Here is a 19,092-nt window from a genome sequence, read left to right on the forward strand (position 1 = left end):
TTGATGGTGGTGGTGTGGGCTCTCAAGCGTGAGGTAAGGGCAATTCGTGGATGCCTTGGCATGTACAGGCGATGAAGGACGTGGCACGCTGCGATAAGCGTCGGTGAGGTGTGAGCAACCTTTGACCCGACGATTTCCGAATGGGGAAACCCACCTATCCGATTAATCCTTAGCTGAGCCGCTCGGCGGCACGCTTCACGCGTGCTGACGTTCGGCTCTGTAAGGGTTAGTTGGTTCAGGTATCTTGAGACTGAATACATAGGTTTCGAGAAGCGAACCCGGTGAACTGAAACATCTCAGTAGCCGGAGGAAAAGACATCAACCGAGATTCCGTTAGTAGTGGCGAGCGAACGCGGACCAGGCCAGTGCCTGACATTCAACTAGCAGAACGATCTGGAAAGTTCGGCCATAGCGGGTGACAGCCCCGTATGCGAAAGTGATGTGTCAGGACTCGAGTAGGGCGGGACACGTGTAATCCTGTCTGAACATGGGGGGACCACCCTCCAAGCCTAAATACTCGTACATGACCGATAGCGAACTAGTACCGTGAGGGAAAGGTGAAAAGCACCCCGATGAGGGGAGTGAAACAGTACCTGAAACGGATTGCCTACAAGCAGTAGGAGCCTCCCAAGTCTTCGGACAGCGTGGGGTGACTGCGTACCTCTTGCATAATGGGTCTGTGACTTAATGTTTCAAGCAAGCTTAAGCCGATAGGTGTAGGCGCAGCGAAAGCGAGTCTGAATAGGGCGCTTTAGTTTGAAGTATTAGACCCGAAACCCGGCGATCTATGCATGACCAGGATGAAGGTGCGGTAACACGCACTGGAGGTCCGAACCGATTAACGTTGAAAAGTTACCGGATGAGTTGTGCTTAGGGGTGAAAGGCCAATCAAGCCGGGAAATAGCTGGTTCTCCGCGAAAACTATTGAGGTAGTGCCTCGAGCGGACACCATAGGGGGTAGAGCACTGGATGGTTGCGGGGGTCGCGAGATCTACCAATACTAACCAAACTCCGAATACCTATGAGTGATACTCGGGAGACAGACGGCGGGTGCTAAGGTCCGTCGTCAAAAGGGAAACAGCCCTGACCTACAGCTAAGGTCCCCAAGTCGTGTCTAAGTGGGAAAGCATGTGGAAATCCCAAAACAACCAGGAGGTTGGCTTAGAAGCAGCCATCCTTTAAAGAAAGCGTAACAGCTCACTGGTCTAAACAAGGGTTTCTGCGGCGAAGATGTAACGGGGCTCAAGACACGCACCGAAGCTTAGGGTGTACACTTTGTGTACGCGGTAGCGGAGCGTTCCGTAAGCCTGCGAAGCGATCTGGTAATGGGTCGTGGAGGTATCGGAAGTGCGAATGCAGACATGAGTAGCGATAAAGAGGGTGAGATGCCCTCTCGCCGAAAGACCAAGGGTTCCTGCGCAAGGCTAATCCGCGCAGGGTGAGCCGGCCCCTAAGACGAGCCCGAAGGGGGTAGTCGATGGGAACCACGTTAATATTCGTGGGCCTGGTGGTGTGTGACGGATCTCGTGTGTTGTACGTCCTTATCGGATTGGACGTGCCTCGAAGAGGTCCCGGGAAATAGCCCCACCGTATAGACCGTACCCGAAACCGACACAGGTGGTCAGGTAGAGTATACCAAGGCGCTTGAGAGAAGTGTCCTGAAGGAACTCGGCAAATTGCCTCCGTACCTTCGGAAGAAGGAGGCCCCATGTAAGCGCAAGCTCTCATGGGGGGCACAGGCCAGGGGGTAGCGACTGTTTAGCAAAAACACAGGGCTCTGCTAAGTCGGCTTCAAGACGACGTATAGGGCCTGACGCCTGCCCGGTGCCTGAAGGTTAAGTGGAGGAGTGCAAGCTCTGAAATGAAGCCCAGGTAAACGGCGGCCGTAACTATAACGGTCCTAAGGTAGCGAAATTCCTTGTCGGGTAAGTTCCGACCTGCACGAATGGCGTAACGACTTCCCCACTGTCTCCAGGACATGCTCAGCGAAATTGAATTCTCCGTGAAGATGCGGAGTACCCGCGGTTAGACGGAAAGACCCCGTGCACCTTTACTGCAGCTTCAGAGTGGCATTGGACAAGAACTGTGTAGCATAGGTGGGAGGCTTTGAAGCATTGGCGCCAGCCGATGTGGAGCCATAGGTGAAATACCACCCTGTTGTTGTTTAATGTCTAACCTCGTACCGTGAAACCGGTACAGGGACCCTCTGTGGCGGGTAGTTTGACTGGGGCGGTCGCCTCCTAAAGAGTAACGGAGGCGCGCGAAGGTTGGCTCAGGCCGGTTGGAAACCGGCTGTTAGAGTGCAATGGCATAAGCCAGCCTGACTGCGAGACTGACAAGTCGAGCAGAGACGAAAGTCGGTCATAGTGATCCGGTGGTCCCTCGTGGAAGGGCCATCGCTCAACGGATAAAAGGTACGCCGGGGATAACAGGCTGATAACCCCCAAGAGCTCATATCGACGGGGTTGTTTGGCACCTCGATGTCGGCTCATCACATCCTGGGGCTGGAGCAGGTCCCAAGGGTTTGGCTGTTCGCCAATTAAAGTGGTACGTGAGCTGGGTTCAGAACGTCGCGAGACAGTTTGGTCCCTATCTGCCGTGGGCGTCGAAATTTGAGAGGAGTTGACCCTAGTACGAGAGGACCGGGTTGAACGTACCTCTGGTGTACCTGTCGTCGTGCCAACGGCGCAGCAGGGTAGCTATGTACGGACGGGATAACCGCTGAAAGCATCTAAGCGGGAAGCCTCCCTCAAGATAAGATTTCTCAGGACGGTCGAAGACCACGACCTCGATAGATCGGATGTGGAAGTGCGGTAACGCATGGAGCTAACCGATACTAATTGTCCTATTCGCGCTTGAGAGCTCCACACCCCCACCATCAGCCCTGGGCTAGATGGCAGGGTGCGGTCATCAATACAGCCAGTGCACGCATCGATTTTATACCCATCACCCCGCCCACAAAGCGGGGTCAGTATTCGCGGACTCTATTGCCTGGTGGCCATAGCGTCGGTGTCCCACCCGATCCCATCCCGAACTCGGCCGTGAAACCCGACTGCGCCAATGGTACTACTGCTCAAGCAGTGGAAGAGTAGGGCGTCGCCAGGCATTATAGTCCGCGTATACACAAAACCCATTCACTTGTTTCCTCGGGCACTCAGCCCGGGGCGCTCAGCCCCACGACACCACGCATGAAGCGTGCCGCCGTGCGGCTCAGCTCAGTCGCGGGGTGGAGCAGCCCGGTAGCTCGTCAGGCTCATAACCTGAAGGCCGCAGGTTCAAATCCTGCCCCCGCAACCATACACACCCCACATCATCCCATACGAAACCGCCACGGCATAGCTGGTGGCGGATTGGCGCGTTCACGCCTCAGCGACGACGCCCGCCCCTCCTCGGCGGCAGGGCCGCTGGCGGATCCTCGCTCTCCGCCAATTCCACCACCTCGAATCTGTGCCCCACCCAGCCGCGCTTGCGTGCCGCTTCCGCCAGCGACGCGTCATGCACCATGGCTTTTTTCCGCGATTTCGCGTGACCCCAGAACACCTCCGTCCGGCCCCCGCCCAGATCCGCGACGATCCGCCAGTAATGGGTGAACGGGGCTGAAGTCGGGCCGATGGTCTTCACATAGCCGTTAGTCCGCCATGGTCCGGTCTATCTGCTCAGGCGAATAAAAATCGCCTAATAGCAATGGGATGTCTAAGCCGTAGATCACCCCGCCTCCATGCCGCATCACCCTCGCGCATTTTTCGCGGCAACCAACCCTTTCCACGCGCGTCCCACCCACGCAACGGGAAGGACAGGCGATGACGAGAACGGCGGTGGTGACGGGTGGGAGCGCGGGCATCGGCTTGGCGACGGCCGAGGCGTTGGCGAAGGCTGGATGGAATGTCGCGATCATCGCGCGGGATGCGGCGCGGCTGGAGGAGGCGCGTGCCATGCTGGTCAAGCATGGCGGCGGAGTTCTGGCGATCAGCGCGGATGTTGCCGACGCGGCGGCGGTCGATGCGGCGGCGGACCGGATCGAGCGGGAGTTGGGGCCCATCGAAGCCTGGGTCAATAACGCGATGTCGACGGTCGTCGCGCCCGCCGACCGGATCAGTGCGGAGGAATATCAGCGCGTCACCGCGACCACCTATCTCAGTCAGGTCTATGGCACGCTGGCCGCGCTGCGGCATATGAAACCGCGGCGGCGCGGGGCTATCATCCAGGTTTCGTCGGGGCTTGGCATCCGGGCGGTGCCGCTTCAGGCCGCCTATTGCGCGGCCAAGTTCGCCGTCTCGGGCTTCACCGACGCGCTGCGCGCCGAGCTGATCGCCGACAAGGTGCCGGTGACGCTGACCGTCGTCTATCTGCCCGCCGTCAACACGCCGCAGCCCGGCTGGGCGCGCAATCATACCGGGCGCGAGCAGGTGCTGCCCGATCCGCTATTCGATCCGCGTGTCTGTGCAGAGGCGATCCTGTCGGCGATCGACAGGCCGGAGCGTGAGATCTGGGTCGGCCGATCGACCATCCAGATGGCGATCGCCCAGTCGCTGGCTCCCGGTTTCGCCGATCGGCAGGCGAGCGGCTTTGCCAAGGACCAGTTGGGTGCCCCGGCCAGCAACAAGCCGGGCAATCTCGATCAGCCGGTCGCCGGTCCTGCGCGGATCGACGGCGACTCGACCGATCGAGCGATCGACCATCGACGCGAGTTCTTCACGTCGCGGCAGCGCGATCTGCTCAAGCTGGGCGTCGGCGGTGGCCTTGCGGGCATCGGCGCGCTGGCCGGGTTCGGCGTGTCCCGCCTCTTCGCCCGCCCGAACCGCTGACCGACAGGAGGACAGGATGACCGATATTGCCACCCAGACCCGCCGTCGCGAGATCGCGACCGAACATCTGCTGTTCAAGACGATGGAATATGTCGAGCGACAGCATCCCGGCCTACTCGATTTCCTGGAGGGCAGCCTCGAACACCTCGGCGATCCGGCGGACGGCGTGGACAAGGATGATGCGGCGGTCCAGGCGATCGCACGCCGCATGATCGCCGGTGCACGGCGCGAGGGCGCTTGAGCCCGAGCGATGGCGCTTCACTTCGTCGGCTTTCGCGGTGAGGAATATGTCCGCGCCGTGCGTGTCTTCGGCCCGCCCGACTTCATCCATATCGGGTGGGACCGTTGGGCGCGGCTGGAGGTGGTGCAGGACGACGTCGCGGTGTTCGCGACCGGGACGGCGGAGGACGAACCGTCGGCTTACAGCTTTCCCGATATTCGAGAGCCGTAACGCGGCGGACATTCGCTGTCGGCTATCACCCGACCCGGCATGATCGCCAGTAGGGGTTACGCACCCGGCACCCGCAGGCGGAAGGTGGCGGGTGTCAGGGCCAGAAGGTCGAGCGACCCGCCATGCGCCTGGGCGATCCGGCGCGCGAGGCTGAGGCCGATGCCGGTGCCATGGGTCTTGGTCGTGGCAAAGGGGCGGAAGATGGCGGTGGCCTGGTCGGGGGGAACGCCTCGCCCATTGTCGGTGACGTCGATGGCGACCAACCCGTCCTGTCCGCTTACCGACACGGTCACCGCCGCCCTGTCGGCATCCACCGCCTCCACGGCATTTTGCAGAAGTGCCCAGATCGCCTGGGCAAGCTGGTCGCGGTCGACCATTCCGGTCCGGGGCACAGGGATCGCGATCGTCAGGACCGCGTCGGGCCAGCGGCTGGCGAAGAGCCGCGCCAGATCCTCGATCAGGTCATTCAGGCGGACCGGTTGCTTGACCGGTGGGGGCAGGCGGGCCAGCGACCGATAGGTCTCGGCAAAGCGCTGCAACCCCTCGGCATGGCGCGCGAGGGTCGTCAGGATCTCCGGCAGGAGATGGCGCTCGTCGCCCTTCGCCTCGATCGCGGCGAGTCCGCATTCGGCGAGCGAGACGATCGGCACCAGGCCGTTGAGCAGCTCATGGCCCAGCACCTGGATCATCTCGGCCCCGGCACGCGCCTCCGCCGTCCGCTCCTCGCTCTCGACATCGACCAGCGCGACGACGGATCTCGTGCCGAGTTCGACACGGTTGGCGCGCCAGCTTCGCCCGGCATGGCGGAGATGCGTGGCCTCGCGATCGAACAGGGATGGCGGGGGCGGCAGGATACAGTCATCGGTATCGAACAGGCGGCGTGCGGCGCGATTGAGCGCGCGGGCATCCCCTCCATCGACCAGCAGCAAGGGGGTAGGGGAGGCGTCGAGCAATGCGCCGTGGACCAGGGCCTCGCGATCCGCCTCGCTCGCGGTCGGCGGTGCGGCGATGGCGGGGCGCCCGGTCGCCAGCAGGCTGCGCAGCGTCAGCCATGCGATGACGAGCAACGCGCCGGCCATGGCCAGCCACAATCCATGCGCCCATGCCAGGCCCGCCGCCGCCCCCGCCATGGCAAGGGACAGCGCCGTCGCGATCGCCGATCGCCCGGCGCTAGAGGCCATGCTGCGCCATGCGTCGGTAGAGCGTGCCCCGGCTGATCCCCAGGGCCGAGGCCGCGCGCGAGATATTGTGCCGATGCTCCTTCAACGCGGCCTCGATCATCGATCGTTCGGCATCCTCCAGGCGGAAAGCGGGCGCCGCGTCGGTCGCGACCGACGGCGAAAGGGGGCCGACGGGGCGGAGCGCGGCTGCGTCGATCACCCCGTCATCGGACAGCAGGACCGCGCGCTCGACTGCCGCCGCCAGCCCGCGCACCTCGTCGGGCCAGTCGGTCGCGGCCAAGACCGCTTCGGCGGCGGGCGTCAGCCGGACCGAGGCATGACCATAGGCCTCTGCCGCGACCTGGGCGAAATGACGCGCCAGGACGACCGCATCGTCCCGCCGCGCCTGGAGCGGCGGCACCGCAATCTCCAGGGTGCAAAGGCGCCGGTGCAGCGCAGGGGTCAGCGATCCCAGCCCGTCCGCCACGCTGATACACCGCAATCCGGGCGACAGGCGGTCGAGCAGCCGCGCCTGCGCCACCGCGTCCAGCCGCTCCGGGTGGCGTAGGAGGAGGGTGCCGTGCGCACCGTCGAGCGACGGCCATTGGTCCGGATCGCGAAGGTCGATCCGCTGCGGCGGGCGGTCCGCCTCGCGCGACGCGGTATGGACCGCCAAGGCCGCCAGGGTGCGGCCCGATCCGGATCGGCCGGTGACGCAGATATTGGCGACGGTCGGCCCGACCCGCCGGATCGTCGCGCGCATGCTTTCCATGGCGACCGAATTGCCCAGCAGCAGGAGGCCGCCACCCGATCGATCCACAGACGGACTTGCGGCGGGACCGCGCGCGCCGATCGCGGCCGTGCACTTCGCGAGCAGATCGTCCTTGCGCCACGGTTTCATCAGGAAGTCGCGCGCGCCCGCCTGCATCGCGGCGACCGCGATCCGGATGCCGCTATGCGCGGTGATGACGATGATCCGCGCGTCAGGGTCCTCGGCCATGATCCGCGCGATGCAGGACAGGCCTTCCTCGCCGTTCGTCCGACCGGCGGTGAAGTTCATGTCGAGCAGGATCGCGTCATAGCGACGCCGCGCGAGCAGCGAATAGGCCGCCTGGGGATCGGCGGCGATGTCCAGCCGGTGTCCGGCCAGCCGAAAGAGGATATCGGTCGCGCCCGCCACGACCGGATCGTCCTCGACCAGCAATATCGTCCATGGGCTTGACAGGTCGGGCGACTGTCCGTCGGCGGACATAATGTTCCGTCCTGCTTGGGCCTGGGTCGACGCCGGACAGGAGAAGTCTTTGTTCATAAGGGGTTGGCGTTTCCGGCGCTGGACAGTGACACTCCATCCATGATGACCGATCATCCGGGACGTGCAAGGGGCGGCGACAGGGCGCGCTCGGCCCGCGAAAGGATCGGCTTTCGAACGGAGAGGCGTCGATGAACAGCTTGGCCCTGACCGCGCTCTACCGGGCGACGACCCGCCATATGGGGCACGCCCTTCTCAACATCGGCGGGCTGGCGGTCGGGATCGCGGTGTTCCTGGTGTTGGGGCTCTATGTCCGTTTCGAATGCAGCTTCGAGCGATGGATTCCCGATCATCGGCATATCTATCTCGTCCGGACCGAGCTGCATCTGCCCGGCAGTCCGTTCAACGGTGCCTATCCGATGACGATGGCGGGCCTGTTCGAACAAATGCGGCAGGATTTTCCGGCGCTGGTCGGCACGCGCATCCGGGGCGGCAGACAGGGGGGCAGCATTGTGCGACAGGACGACGCGATCGTCGCCGATGTCGCGCAGGTGGATCCGGGCTTTTTCGATGTCTTCGACCTGCCGATGCTGCGCGGCGACGGGCGGCGCGCGCTGAAGGACCCGTCCGGCGCGCTGCTCAGCCGGACCGAGGCGCGCAGGCTATTCGGGGATGCCGACCCCATCGGGCAGAGCCTGACCATCGCGGTCGATACCCCCGAAAGCTATCGGGTCGCGGGAATCTTCGAGGATCTGCCCCGGAACAGCGACCTGCAAATCTCGATCCTGATCCCGATGCCGCGCAAGCCGCCGCCCGCGCGGTGGGATTGGTACAAATGGGGCACGGTCGATGCGATGACCTATCTGCGCTTTCCCGATGCCGCGGCCGCGCGCGCGTTCGAGGCGCGGATGCCCGCCTTCATCCGGCGCCATGCCGGACAGGATCTGGGCCCCGATCCCGCCAAGGTGATTTCCCTGCCGCTGCTGCCCATCGCGCGCTTCCATCTCGAGCCGCCGGGCGGTGCCGAGGTCGGCGCGCGCAAGCTGACCGTGGTGACGCTGGGGCTGGTCGGCCTGCTGACCCTGCTGATCGCAATTATCAACCATGTGAATCTGGCGACCGCGCAGGCGGGGCTTCGGGCGCGCGAAGTGGCGATGCGCAAGGTGCTGGGGGCGGATCGCGCCCGGCTGATCCGCCAGTTCCTGGGCGAAGCGGTGGCGATGGCGGCGGTCGCGACGCTGGCCGGCATGATCCTGGCCGAGCTGAGCCTGCCGCTGGTCAATGCGGCGGGCGGATTGTCGCTGGCCTTTCCCTATGCGCTGGCCCTGCCGATCCTGGCGGGCATGGCGCTGGCCGTCGGGGGGATGGCGGGCGTCTATCCGGCGATGGTCCTGTCGCGCTTCCCGGCGGCGGCGGTCCTGGCCTCCGCGCACGCGCCGGGGGGTGGGCGGGCGGGGATGCGCGGTCGTGAGGCGCTGGTGGTGATCCAGTTCGGGCTCACCATCGCCTTCCTGATCGCCACGACGGTTCTGGTCGCGCAGACGCTGCATGTGCGGCGATCCGATCTGGGCTTTCGGCGCGAGGGGCTGATGCTTATTCCCTCGCTCGCCGACAAGCGCATCTTCCCCGATCAGGCACGCCCGATCCTGGCGGCCTTTCGCCGCCTGCCCGGTGTCGTCTCGGTCGGGGCCGCTTCCTCGGCACCGGGGGGCGGATCGGAGAATGTGGACATGCTCGACTTGCCGGGACGAGCGCCGCTGACGATCGGCAATCTGATCGTCGGGCCCGATTTCTTCCGGACCTATGCCCCCATATTGCTCGCCGGGCGCGTCTTCGACGACGCTCACCGCGCCGACGACGCCAGCGACTGGACCCGGTGGAAGGACGGACGCAACGTCGTCATCAACCGGACCGCCGCGCGCGCGTTGGGTTTCCGCAGGCCGGCGGAGGCGATCGGTAAGACGGTCGGGCGCAGCAATCCCCGGACGATCATCGGGGTGATCGACCAGTTGCGCTTCGGCTCGCCCCGCGCGCCCGACATGGTCACCTTCTATCAATATCATCGCGACGGGCCGCCGAATGCGATCGCGGCCATCCGCTACACCGGGGACGCGTCGGTCATGCTGGCGCGGGTGCGGGCGACCTGGCGTCGGCTGGCGCCCCAGATACCGCTGGACGCGCGGACCGCCGACCAGCGGCTGGCGGAATTCTATACGAGCGACGATCAGGCGGCCCGCCTGTTCGCGATCGGGGCGGCCATGTCGGTTCTGATCGCTTGTGTCGGCCTATGGGGCCTTGCCTCGTTCGACACCGCGCGGCGGGTGCGGGAGATCGGTATCCGCAAGACCCTGGGGGCGTCGTCGGCGGATATCGTGCGGTTGCTGCTGCTCCGCTTCCTCCGGCCGATCCTGATCGCGAACCTGCTGGCCTGGCCGCTGGCCTATGTGGCGCTGCGCCTGTGGCTGGCGGGGTTCGGCGACCGGATCGCATTGTCGCCGCTCCATTTCGCCGCGCCCAGCCTGGGGGCGGTCGTCATCGCCGTGGCGACGGTGCTGGGGCAGGCCTTGCGCGCCAGCCGCGCGACTCCGGCCTGGGCGCTGCGTCAGGGGTGAGCGGCGGTGGCCCCCGGTTCGCGCCGGGGGGCTCGAGGATTATTCCGCCGCGACCCGCATGGGCTCGGCGCCTTCCATCGGCTTCAGGCCCAGCTTGGCGAAGAGCGCGGTGTCGGCATCGTCGCCCGCATTGCCCGCGGTCAGCAGCTTGTCGCCGGTGAAGATCGAATTCGCCCCCGCCAGGAAGCACAAAGCCTGCGTCGCCGCCGACATGCTCTCACGGCCCGCCGACAGGCGGACCATGCTCATCGGCATGGTGATGCGCGCGACCGCGACGGTGCGGACGAACTCGATGTCATCGATCCGCGCGAGCGGCGTGTCGGCGAGCATGTCGCCCAGCACCGTGCCCTTGACCGGCACCAGCGCATTGACCGGCACGCTTTCCGGGTGGCGCGGCAAGGTGGCGAGCGCATGGACGAAGCCCACCCGGTCGCCGCGCGTCTCGCCCATGCCGACGATCCCGCCGCAGCACACCGAAATGCCCGCCTCGCGCACGTTCGACAGCGTCTCCAGCCGGTCCTCGAAACAGCGCGTCGTGATGACGTTGGCGTAGTTCTCCGGCGAGGTGTCGATATTGTGGTTGTAATAGTCGAGCCCCGCTGCGGCCAGCCGCTGCGCCTGGGGGGCGTCGAGCATCCCCAGCGTCATGCAGGTCTCCAGCCCCATGGCCTTCACGCCCTCGACCATGGCGACGACCTTGTCCATGTCGCGCTCCTTCGGCGAACGCCAAGCGGCCCCCATGCAGAAACGCTGCGATCCCGCCGCCTTGGCCTCGGCGGCGGCCGCCAGTACCGCGTCGACGTCCATCAGCTTTTCCGCCTTCACGTCGCTTTCCGCCGAGGCGCTTTGCGAGCAGTAACCGCAATCCTCGGGGCAGCCGCCGGTCTTGATCGAGCACAAGGTGCACAGCTGCACCTCGTCGGCGGCATGATGCGCGCGGTGGACCTCGGCCGCGCGGAACAGCAGCTCGGTGAAGGGCAGGTCGAACAGCGCGGCGATCTCGGCGCGGGTCCAGTCGGTGCGCAAATGCGCCTCGGGGCGAAGCGCTATGGTCGTCGTCATTACGTCTGGTCCTGTCCTTCGCCCGTCTCGAGCGGCATGTTATGGCCGAGCAGCCTCGGCCCGTCCTCGGCCGCGTCGCAGGGCGCCTGATAGTCTCGCCATGGGGCAAGGTCACCCGGTATGTCCCGGTTTTCTTCGGGCAATCCGGCCTAGCAACCTTGGCACGCCGCGTGATAGGACGCGTTTTCATCTTTGTTAAGATGTCCAATTTAGTGACGGTTCGTTATCGATCGGCGGTGGGGGCCGCAAAAATTGCTGTCCATGTTCAAAGCGCTGCGGCTGGTCATGCTGGCCGTCCTGATCGGCCTTGCGCCGGGAGTCGCGTCGGCCGCCGGCGTCGATCTCCATCGCTCGGTGTGTAGCGCGGCGCTGCCGGACATGGCGGGCGATGCCGCGATCGCCGCCGCGTCCTATCGCTGCGGCGCCGATGCCCCGACCGACAGCGACCAGTGGCTGTGGCTGCGGCTGGACCCGTCGCATCTCGGGGGGCTGGCCTCGCCGTGGAGCCTGCTGGTCGACCAGGTGCGGTTCGACCGCATCGCGGTGATGACCGTGACCGACCGGGGCATGACGCGCCGGAGCTGGTCGTCCTCCGAGCTGGGGGGCAACTGGGCGCCGGGGGGACTGCTGAAATTCCCGATGACGGTGCCCGGTCGTGACATTCGCGGCCTGTATCTGGGCTTTCGGCGGATCGACGACCTGTCGCTGATGCGCAAGGTCGTGGCGATGCCGGGTTCGGCGCTGACCACGGGCGAGGTGAAGTGGCTGCTGCTGATCGGGCTCTTCACCGGGACGCTGCTCTCGGCCTTCCTCTACAATCTCGTCATCCATACCGGGCGGCGTCTGGCGTTTCAGCGCTGGTATCTGCTCTGGGTCTCCGTCTCGCTCGCTTATGGGCTGGTCTGGACCAATGCGGCGGCCTTTGTGGTGCCGCAACTGGTGGGCCCGGTGGCGTTCCGGCTGGATTATGTGCTGGTCGGCCTGATGGTGGCGGCGTGCAACATGTTCTTCTTCTCGGTGATCGAGGAGGGGATATTGCCGCGCGGCTTCGTCCGGGCGGGGCGCGTGCTGGCCGTGGCGGGGGCGGTCATGGGCTTCGTGGCGGCGGCGGACATGTGGTTTCCGGTCATCCTCACCGACCGCCTGCTCAACTATGTCATCGCGGGAACCTCGGCGATCATCGCGCTGTCCTGCGGCATCGCGGTGCGGCGCGGCAGCCGGGTCATCTGGTTCTACATGATCGGCTGGGGGCCGGTCATCTGCCTGTTCCTGCTGCGCCTCGCGCGCAACCTGGGCTTCGCGCCGCAAAATGATCTGGTCGACCTGGCGACCTTCGCCGCGCTGGCCTTCGAGGCGCTGGTCCTGTCGCTGGCGATCGCCGACCGGTTCCGCCTGATCCGCCACCAGCTCGAACTCGCGCGCCAGCGCCGCGAGGTCGACATGGCGGAGACCAAGACGCTGCGGATCGCCGCGCATACCGACTTCCTGACCGCGCTGGGCAACCGCGCCGCGTTCCAGCAGCATGCCAACGACCTCATCAAGGGCCATGTCCCGTTCAGCCTGTTCCTGATCGACGTCGATTATCTGAAGGACGTCAACGACCGGCTGGGCCATGCCAGCGGCGATGCCCTGCTGCTCAGCGTTGGTTCCGCTTTGTCCCAGGCCACCCGGCTGTTGCCCGACGTCCGGGTGGCGCGGATCGGCGGTGACGAATTCGCCATATTGTGCCCCGGATCGGTCGAGGCCGAAACCGCGCTGTCCGAGGCGATCATGACCGTCCAAGGCGACCGCTGGCACCCGACCGACAGCAACTGCACCCTGTCGCTCAGCATCGGCGCGGCGCGCTATCCCGACGATGCCGACGCGCTAGACATGCTGTATCAGAATGCCGATCTGGCGCTCTATACCGCCAAGCGGCTCGGGCGCGCGCGCTATATCCGGTTCGACCCCTTGCAGCGCAGCCTGCGCGACCTGCAGCTGGAATTCACCAGCGATGTCGAGGCCGCGCTCCAGCGGGGCGAGTTCCAGCTCTATCTCCAGCCGATCGTCTCGCTGGAGACCACGCGGGTCTGCGGCTATGAAGCCCTGCTCCGCTGGAACCACCCGCGTTACGGCCTGATGGCGCCCGATCGCTTCGCCGATGTGCTGGTGGCGGAGCGGATCGGCCTGCGCATCCAGGAACATGTCCTCGAACTCGCGCTGCTCCAGCTGCGCGAGCATGGCGAGCGGATGGGCGTGCTGAGCGTGAATTTCACCTCGGCCCAGCTCTCGGGCCCGCGCTCGGCGCGCAATGTCCTCGACCGGCTCGCGCATCACGGTATCGCGGCGTCGCGGCTGTGCGTCGAGGTGACCGAGGGGGTGATGCTCGACCGGACGGCGGACACGATATTGGCCAATCTCCGCATCCTGCACGATGCGGGCGTGACGATCGCGCTCGACGATTTCGGCACCGGCTATGCCTCGCTGGTGCATCTCCGCCAGTTGCCGGTGGACCGGATCAAGATCGACTGCTCCTTCGTGTCGAGCATCGAGCAGTCCGAGGGAGGGACGATGGCGATCGTCCGGGCGATCGTCGGCATGGGCACCGGCCTGGGCAAGGTCGTCGTCGCCGAAGGGATCGAGAGCGAGGCGCAGGCGCTGTGCCTGCGCGACCTGGGGTGTCAGCTGGGGCAGGGGTTCCTCTACGGACGCCCCGCACCCGGACTGATGGCCGATTCCCTGCGCGTGGCCGCCGGACCGGCCGCGGCCAATGACGTGGCGCAGGTGGTGGCAGCCCACCACTAAGCCCGAATGGCGGGCGGGCTGCCCCCGAGTGGGACAGACCGGCCCTTTCGGCCGCAAATGGCGATGCGGTATTCTGCGTTAACATAGTTTATGGAGGCGGCCGTCGCGCCCGGCCTCGGGCGGATCTGACCCTTTCTCCCGCTTTTCTTGGAACCAGGATCGCCTCTTGGCTGCATGCTCTATGGACGGATCGGACGTGGACGGCGGCACGGTGCTTTCCCGCTTCTGCGCGCTGGCCCGGCAGCTTTTCGCCATGCCCCATGCCTTTGTCCTGCTGGAAGAGGGGGGCGAGTACCACCTCGTCGCGGGATCGCGGGGCGAGGATCGGGATGACGATCGCATTCTGCATGACGAGGTGATGTGTTGTCACGCGGCGAGGGCGGTCGGAGTGCAGGAAGACGGCGGCACCACGACCTTTCGGGCCGCGGCACCGCTGATGCGCGCGGATGGCGGATGCGCGGGGGTGCTGGCGCTCGGCGACCGGCAGCCACGGCGTTGGGACGCGCGGTCGTCGGCGCTGCTCGAACGGCTGGCAGCGGACGCGGCGGCCCTGTGGCAGCGCGAGGCAGAGAGCGCCGCTACCACCGCCCGGCTCCGCGATCAGCTGGCCGAGACGCGGCGGGAACTGCACGAACTGGCGGATCATGGCGCGCATGCCCGCATGTTGAACCGCCAGATGCCCTGGACCGCCGATCCGAACGGCAGCATCCGCGAGGTGGACCCGCGCTGGCTGACCCTGACCGGGCGCACGGCCGAACAGATATTGGGCGAGGGCTGGACCAGTGCGGTTCATCCCGACGACCTGCCCGTCATCGCTGCGGCGTGGCAGCGGGCTTTGTCGACCGGAGCCTCGACGGGGGTCGATGCGCGCGTGCGGATGCAGGACGGGGCCTATCGCTGGTTCAACACCCGCTCCGCCCCGCGTCTGGGGGAGGATGGTTCGATCTATCGCTGGTACGGGACGATCGAGGATATCCATGATCGCGTCATGGCCGAGCAGGCGCTGAGCGAAAGCGCGGCCTTTACCCGCAACGTGCTGGAAAGCACGACCGATTGCGTGGTAGTCATCGATCGCGACTGGCGGATCACCTATCTCAATGCGCGGGCGTCCAAATTCTTTCGCCCGTTCCGCGCGGCGGCGGTCGGCGATGCGGTCTGGGATCGCTTCGCCGAGTTTCGCAAGAGCGACCTGGCCCAGCGCCTGAAGGTGGCGATCGGCACCGGCCAGCCCAAGCGGTTCGAGATGCACCTGTCCGACCCCGATATCTGGCTGCATATCCATGCCTGTCCGGTCGCCGAGGGGCTGGCGATCTTCTTTCGCAACATCACCAGGCGGATACGCGACCGCGAGCGGCTCGTCCGGCTGGCGCATTGCGACCCGCTGACCGGATTGGCAAACCGGACCTTGTTCAACCAGGTGCTGGAAAGCGCCTTTGCCGGGCGGACCGAACGGCCGGTCGATGTCCTCATGCTCGACCTCGATTTGTTCAAGGAGGTCAACGACACGCTGGGCCATCCGGTCGGCGATGCGGTATTGTGCGCGGTCGCGGAGCGGTTTCGGTCGGTGACGGGCGAGGGGGACGTGCTCGCGCGGCTGGGCGGTGACGAGTTCGCGGTCATCCACTGGCCCGATCCGGCGGGGGGCAGCGCGATCGCGCTGGCGCATCGGCTGCTCGCCTGCTTCGCCGCGCCCTTCCCGCTGGAGGATACAGCGATCCGGCTGGCGGCCAGTATCGGCGTGGCGTCCTCGGTCCAGGCGCAAGGCTCGGCGAACGAGCTGTTCAAATCGGCCGATATCGCGCTCTACGGCGCCAAGGAGGCGGGAAGGGGAACGATCCGCGTCTTCGACTGCCCGATGGCGGCGCGCGTGCGCGACCGCCAGGTCATGAAATATGATCTGGAAGCGGCGCTTTCGCGTGACGAATTACGGCTGGTCTATCAACCGCTGCTCGACCTGAAATCCGGGCGGATCACGGGGGCCGAGGCGCTGCTTCGCTGGCATCATCCGACCCGTGGCGAGGTGCTGCCCGCCGATTTCGTCCCGCTGGCCGAGGAGACCGGCCAGATCGTGGCGATCGGCGACTGGGTCGTGGCGACGGCATGCCGCGATGCCGTGAACTGGCCCGGCGCTGCGACCGTCGCGGTCAATCTGTCGGGTGTGCAGTTGCGCGACGACCTGCTGCCGTCGCGGGTGCTGTCCGCGCTGTCGCGATCGGGGCTGGCGGCGGAGCGGCTGGAGCTGGAAATCACCGAGTCGATCCTGATGAGCGACAGCGACGGCACCATGGAAAAGCTGCATCGCCTGCGCCGACATGGCGTTCGCATCGCACTCGACGATTTCGGGACGGGCTATTCCTCGCTCTCCTATTTGCGTCGTTTCCGTTTCGACAAGCTGAAGCTCGATCGCTGCTTCGTCGATGACATCGGCCGATCGCCCCAGTCGGATTCGATCGTGCGCGCGGCGTGCGAGATGGGACGCGCCTTTGCGATGACGATGACGGCGGAGGGCGTCCAGACGCCCGAGCAGCTGGAATGGCTGCGCGCGCATGGCTGGTCGCAGGCACAAGGTTACCTGATCGCCCGCCCCCTGGAGGCGGATGCGTTCCTGCGTCACATGGTGGCGTACAACCGCTAGGGCCGATCGCCGTTACAGGCGTCATGCCTGATCGTCCCGCCCCGACCCGACGCGTTACCGCCCGGCGGCGCAATGTCGGGCGATGAAGTCGGCATGGGCGGGGATATGGCCGACCGCCGCGCGGGTCACGGTCGCGATCCGATCCAGCCGGGCGCGCAGTTCCTCGATCGGGATGCCTGCCGCGATCGGGTCATAGGCGCGGGGGTGAAGTCCCTGTCCATCCATCACCGCCAGCCAGCTCGTCTTGGTGAACAGTTCGTCCGCCTCGCGGAACACGCGCCCGGTGCGGTTGTAGATCGCGATCCGCTCGGCCAGCGAGTCCGGGATCGGCATCGCCGCCAGCTGCCGCCAATAGGGGGTGTCGCGCCGTTCGGTCGCGTGGAAATGCAGGATCAGGAAGTCGCGGATGCTTTCGAACTCGGCCGCCATCAGCCGGTTGTAACGGCGGGTGTCCGCCGCCTCGAACGCGCGGGTCGGCAGCATTTCCAGCAGCCGCGCGATCCCCGCCTGGATCAGATGGATACTGGTCGACTCGAGCGGCTCCATGAACCCGCTCGCCAGCCCCAGCGCCACGCAATTGCCGATCCAGAAACGGTCGCGGCGTCCGGTGCGGAACCGCAGCAACCGCGGTTCGGCCAGCGGCTCGCCGTCCAGATGCGCGAGCAGCGTCGCGGTCGCCTCGTCGTCGGAGATATGACGGCTGGCATAGACATGGCCGTTGCCGGTCCGGTGCTGAAGCGGGATGCGCCACTGCCATCCCGCACCATGCGCGGTGGAGCGGGTGAAGGGGACAGGCGGTCCCGCCGGAGCGGTCGGCACCGCCACCGCGCGGTCGTTGGGCAGCCAATGGCCCCAATCCTCGAACCCCGCGCCTAGCGTCTCCCCGATCAGCAGGCCGTGAAAGCCGGTGCAGTCGATGAACAGGTCGGCGGCGATGCGGGTGCCGTCGGCCAGCACGACCGCCGCGATACGCTCCGGCCGGGCGTCGCGCGCCACCTCGACCACGCGCCCCTCTTGCCGGACCACGCCCTGCGCCTCGGCATGGCTGCGCAGGAACCGCGCATAGAGCGCCGCGTCGAAGTGAAAGGCATAGCCGATATGCGCAAGCGGAGTATTGCCCGGCTGCGGCCGCATGAACCGCCCCGCTCGCGCCGCCGCCGCGCAGATCGAATAGGCCTCGAGCGGCGCGGCTTCGCCCGCCAGCCGCAACCGCTGCCACATCGCCTCGAACGGCACCGCGCCCCGGTCGACGCCGTGCACGCCGAAGGGGTGGAAATAGCGATGGCCGGGACGCAGCCAGTCGACGAACTCGATGCCCAGCTTGAACGTGCCCTGCGTGGCGCGGACGAAGTTGTCCTCGTCGATGCCGAGCAGCGCGTTGAACGCCTGGATCGGGGGGATGGTCGCTTCGCCGACACCGACGGTGCCGATCTCCTCGGACTCGACCAGCGTGATGGCGGGGCCCTGCGGCCCCAGCACGCGGGCCAGCGCGGCGGCGGCCATCCATCCGGCGGTCCCGCCGCCGATGATCGCGATCCGGGCGATCGGTCCGTCCTGGTCGTCGTGTCGGCTCATGCGTCCATCCGGCATTGCAGGAAGAGATTGCCGGTCAACCGGCCATGGCGCGGGTCCGCCGCCCTATCGGGCAGCGCGGTGATCTGGCCCGAATGGAGCAGCGCCGCGCGGTAGAGGATCAGCCGGTCGGGCCGGGCGGGGATCGCCTCGATCCGCACGAAGGCCGGATCATCGCCGGTGCAATAGCCCGGCGGCGGGGCGGGGTCCGCCGCCCGCGCCGCCTGATAGGCGGGCAGGCGCTCGGCATCGATGGTCTCGAACCCCGTCGCGCGGTGGCGGAAAAAGGCGGTGCCGTCCGCATGGTCGGCCGACAGGAAATGCACGGTCGCGAATTGTAGGCGGTCGGCGGTGTCGACATGCGGCGCGCGCTGATCCTCGCTCAGATCGGCGGCGGGCGTGGTGACGAGCGAGAAATTGCCGCGGGCACGGGCCGGACGAACGGGCGCGCCGGTGAAATGCGCGGCGATCAGCGGCAGCACCGCGCGGACCATCGCGTCGATATAGGCGACCGGCGCGGGCCCCAGCAGGCCGGGATAGCCGCTGCCCACCGATGCGGCGGGGGCGAAGGCGGAGCGGCTGGCGGCGAAATCGCGCAGCGCCGCCATCTGCCCCGACGCCCGGTCGACGATCAGCACGGGTTCGCGCTCCCGCCCGATCCGCAACAGGGTGAAGGCGGCCTCGTCGCCGAAGAAGGAGAATGCCGGGGGCGGCAAGGTTGCCATGGCGATCGTCCCGCAAAAAATACCGGCATGTCCTTGC

The 19,092-nt window shown here is 66.2% G+C and carries 12 protein-coding genes, 1 tRNA gene and 2 rRNA genes; 9 read left to right on the forward strand and 6 right to left on the reverse strand.

The genetic code is table 11. The annotated features are described in order from the left end of the window. Window positions 1-23: 23 nt before the first annotated feature. The 3 genes from QE385_RS00020 to QE385_RS00030 all read left to right on the forward strand — a co-directional run bounded on the left by QE385_RS00020 (window position 24) and on the right by QE385_RS00030 (window position 3,297). Window positions 24-2,860, forward strand: a 23S ribosomal RNA gene (locus tag QE385_RS00020). 130 nt (window positions 2,861-2,990) lie between these two features. Then, window positions 2,991-3,105: ribosomal RNA gene (gene rrf / locus QE385_RS00025) — 5S ribosomal RNA — on the forward strand. A gap of 115 nt (window positions 3,106-3,220) precedes the next feature. Beyond that, window positions 3,221-3,297 (forward strand) — tRNA-Met (locus tag QE385_RS00030). Between the two features lie 69 nt (window positions 3,298-3,366). Here QE385_RS00030 and QE385_RS00035 read toward each other — a convergent pair. Further along, window positions 3,367-3,621: a hypothetical protein gene (locus QE385_RS00035; RefSeq protein WP_307097950.1), complete on the reverse strand. Its 255-nt coding sequence runs from the start codon at window positions 3,619-3,621 to the stop codon at window positions 3,367-3,369. A 179-nt stretch (window positions 3,622-3,800) separates the two neighbouring features. Between QE385_RS00035 and QE385_RS00040 the strand changes: the two genes are divergently transcribed. Genes QE385_RS00040 through QE385_RS00050 form a run of 3 tightly spaced genes read left to right on the forward strand, consistent with a single transcriptional unit; the run spans window position 3,801 to window position 5,256 of the window. After that, window positions 3,801-4,805, forward strand: coding sequence for an SDR family oxidoreductase (locus QE385_RS00040; RefSeq protein WP_307097951.1), 1,005 nt, complete (start codon window positions 3,801-3,803; stop codon window positions 4,803-4,805). Between the two features lie 16 nt (window positions 4,806-4,821). Next, window positions 4,822-5,046 (forward strand): hypothetical protein, encoded by a 225-nt coding sequence (locus tag QE385_RS00045; RefSeq protein ID WP_307097952.1) that lies wholly within the window; start codon window positions 4,822-4,824, stop codon window positions 5,044-5,046. Window positions 5,047-5,055: 9 nt separating this feature from the next. Beyond that, entirely contained in the window at window positions 5,056-5,256 is a 201-nt protein-coding gene (locus tag QE385_RS00050) for a hypothetical protein (protein WP_307097953.1), read from the forward strand. 56 nt (window positions 5,257-5,312) lie between these two features. Here the strand turns inward: QE385_RS00050 and QE385_RS00055 are convergent, their stop codons facing one another. Both QE385_RS00055 and QE385_RS00060 read right to left on the reverse strand, forming a co-directional pair. After that, window positions 5,313-6,437: a PAS domain-containing sensor histidine kinase gene (locus QE385_RS00055; protein ID WP_307097954.1), complete on the reverse strand. Its 1,125-nt coding sequence runs from the start codon at window positions 6,435-6,437 to the stop codon at window positions 5,313-5,315. Beyond that, window positions 6,427-7,668, reverse strand: coding sequence for a sigma-54 dependent transcriptional regulator (locus QE385_RS00060; RefSeq protein WP_307097955.1), 1,242 nt, complete (start codon window positions 7,666-7,668; stop codon window positions 6,427-6,429). Before QE385_RS00060 ends, QE385_RS00055 begins: the two co-directional genes overlap by 11 nt. Before the next feature lie 188 nt (window positions 7,669-7,856). Between QE385_RS00060 and QE385_RS00065 the strand changes: the two genes are divergently transcribed. Continuing rightward, window positions 7,857-10,277, forward strand: a complete 2,421-nt coding sequence (locus QE385_RS00065) for an ABC transporter permease (protein WP_307097956.1) — start codon at window positions 7,857-7,859, stop codon at window positions 10,275-10,277. A gap of 39 nt (window positions 10,278-10,316) precedes the next feature. On the opposite strand, the gene bioB is transcribed toward QE385_RS00065, so the two are convergent. Then, the gene (gene bioB / locus QE385_RS00070) at window positions 10,317-11,339 is read right to left on the reverse strand and encodes a biotin synthase BioB (protein ID WP_307097957.1); all 1,023 of its coding nucleotides are present in this window, start codon (window positions 11,337-11,339) and stop codon (window positions 10,317-10,319) included. A gap of 261 nt (window positions 11,340-11,600) precedes the next feature. On the opposite strand from bioB, the gene QE385_RS00075 reads away from it, so the two are divergent. Continuing rightward, complete coding sequence (locus QE385_RS00075) at window positions 11,601-14,123, forward strand: bifunctional diguanylate cyclase/phosphodiesterase (RefSeq protein ID WP_307097958.1); 2,523 nt, start codon at window positions 11,601-11,603, stop codon at window positions 14,121-14,123. A gap of 166 nt (window positions 14,124-14,289) precedes the next feature. Next, complete coding sequence (locus tag QE385_RS00080) at window positions 14,290-16,758, forward strand: bifunctional diguanylate cyclase/phosphodiesterase (protein ID WP_307097959.1); 2,469 nt, start codon at window positions 14,290-14,292, stop codon at window positions 16,756-16,758. Window positions 16,759-16,812: 54 nt separating this feature from the next. On the opposite strand, the gene QE385_RS00085 is transcribed toward QE385_RS00080, so the two are convergent. Next, window positions 16,813-18,333 (reverse strand): tryptophan halogenase family protein, encoded by a 1,521-nt coding sequence (locus QE385_RS00085; protein WP_307097960.1) that lies wholly within the window; start codon window positions 18,331-18,333, stop codon window positions 16,813-16,815. Continuing rightward, the gene (locus tag QE385_RS00090) at window positions 18,330-19,055 is read right to left on the reverse strand and encodes a DUF6445 family protein (RefSeq protein ID WP_307097961.1); all 726 of its coding nucleotides are present in this window, start codon (window positions 19,053-19,055) and stop codon (window positions 18,330-18,332) included. Before QE385_RS00090 ends, QE385_RS00085 begins: the two co-directional genes overlap by 4 nt. Window positions 19,056-19,092 lie beyond the last annotated feature (37 nt).

Origin of the sequence: Sphingomonas sp. SORGH_AS_0950, from assembly GCF_030818415.1 — a bacterium.
GTDB lineage: Bacteria > Pseudomonadota > Alphaproteobacteria > Sphingomonadales > Sphingomonadaceae > Sphingomonas.

Excerpts from the sequence above, each read along its gene's own strand:
- QE385_RS00040 (WP_307097951.1), top strand. The coding sequence starts at position 3,801 with ATGACGAGAACGGCGGTGGTGACGGGTGGGAGCGCGGGCATCGGCTTG.
- QE385_RS00045 (WP_307097952.1), top strand. The coding sequence starts at position 4,822 with ATGACCGATATTGCCACCCAGACCCGCCGTCGCGAGATCGCGACCGAA.
- QE385_RS00050 (WP_307097953.1), top strand. The coding sequence starts at position 5,056 with ATGGCGCTTCACTTCGTCGGCTTTCGCGGTGAGGAATATGTCCGCGCC.
- QE385_RS00055 (WP_307097954.1), bottom strand. The coding sequence starts at position 6,437 with ATGGCCTCTAGCGCCGGGCGATCGGCGATCGCGACGGCGCTGTCCCTT.
- QE385_RS00060 (WP_307097955.1), bottom strand. The coding sequence starts at position 7,668 with ATGTCCGCCGACGGACAGTCGCCCGACCTGTCAAGCCCATGGACGATA.
- QE385_RS00065 (WP_307097956.1), top strand. The coding sequence starts at position 7,857 with ATGAACAGCTTGGCCCTGACCGCGCTCTACCGGGCGACGACCCGCCAT.
- bioB (WP_307097957.1), bottom strand. The coding sequence starts at position 11,339 with ATGACGACGACCATAGCGCTTCGCCCCGAGGCGCATTTGCGCACCGAC.
- QE385_RS00075 (WP_307097958.1), top strand. The coding sequence starts at position 11,601 with ATGTTCAAAGCGCTGCGGCTGGTCATGCTGGCCGTCCTGATCGGCCTT.
- QE385_RS00085 (WP_307097960.1), bottom strand. The coding sequence starts at position 18,333 with ATGAGCCGACACGACGACCAGGACGGACCGATCGCCCGGATCGCGATC.
- QE385_RS00090 (WP_307097961.1), bottom strand. The coding sequence starts at position 19,055 with ATGGCAACCTTGCCGCCCCCGGCATTCTCCTTCTTCGGCGACGAGGCC.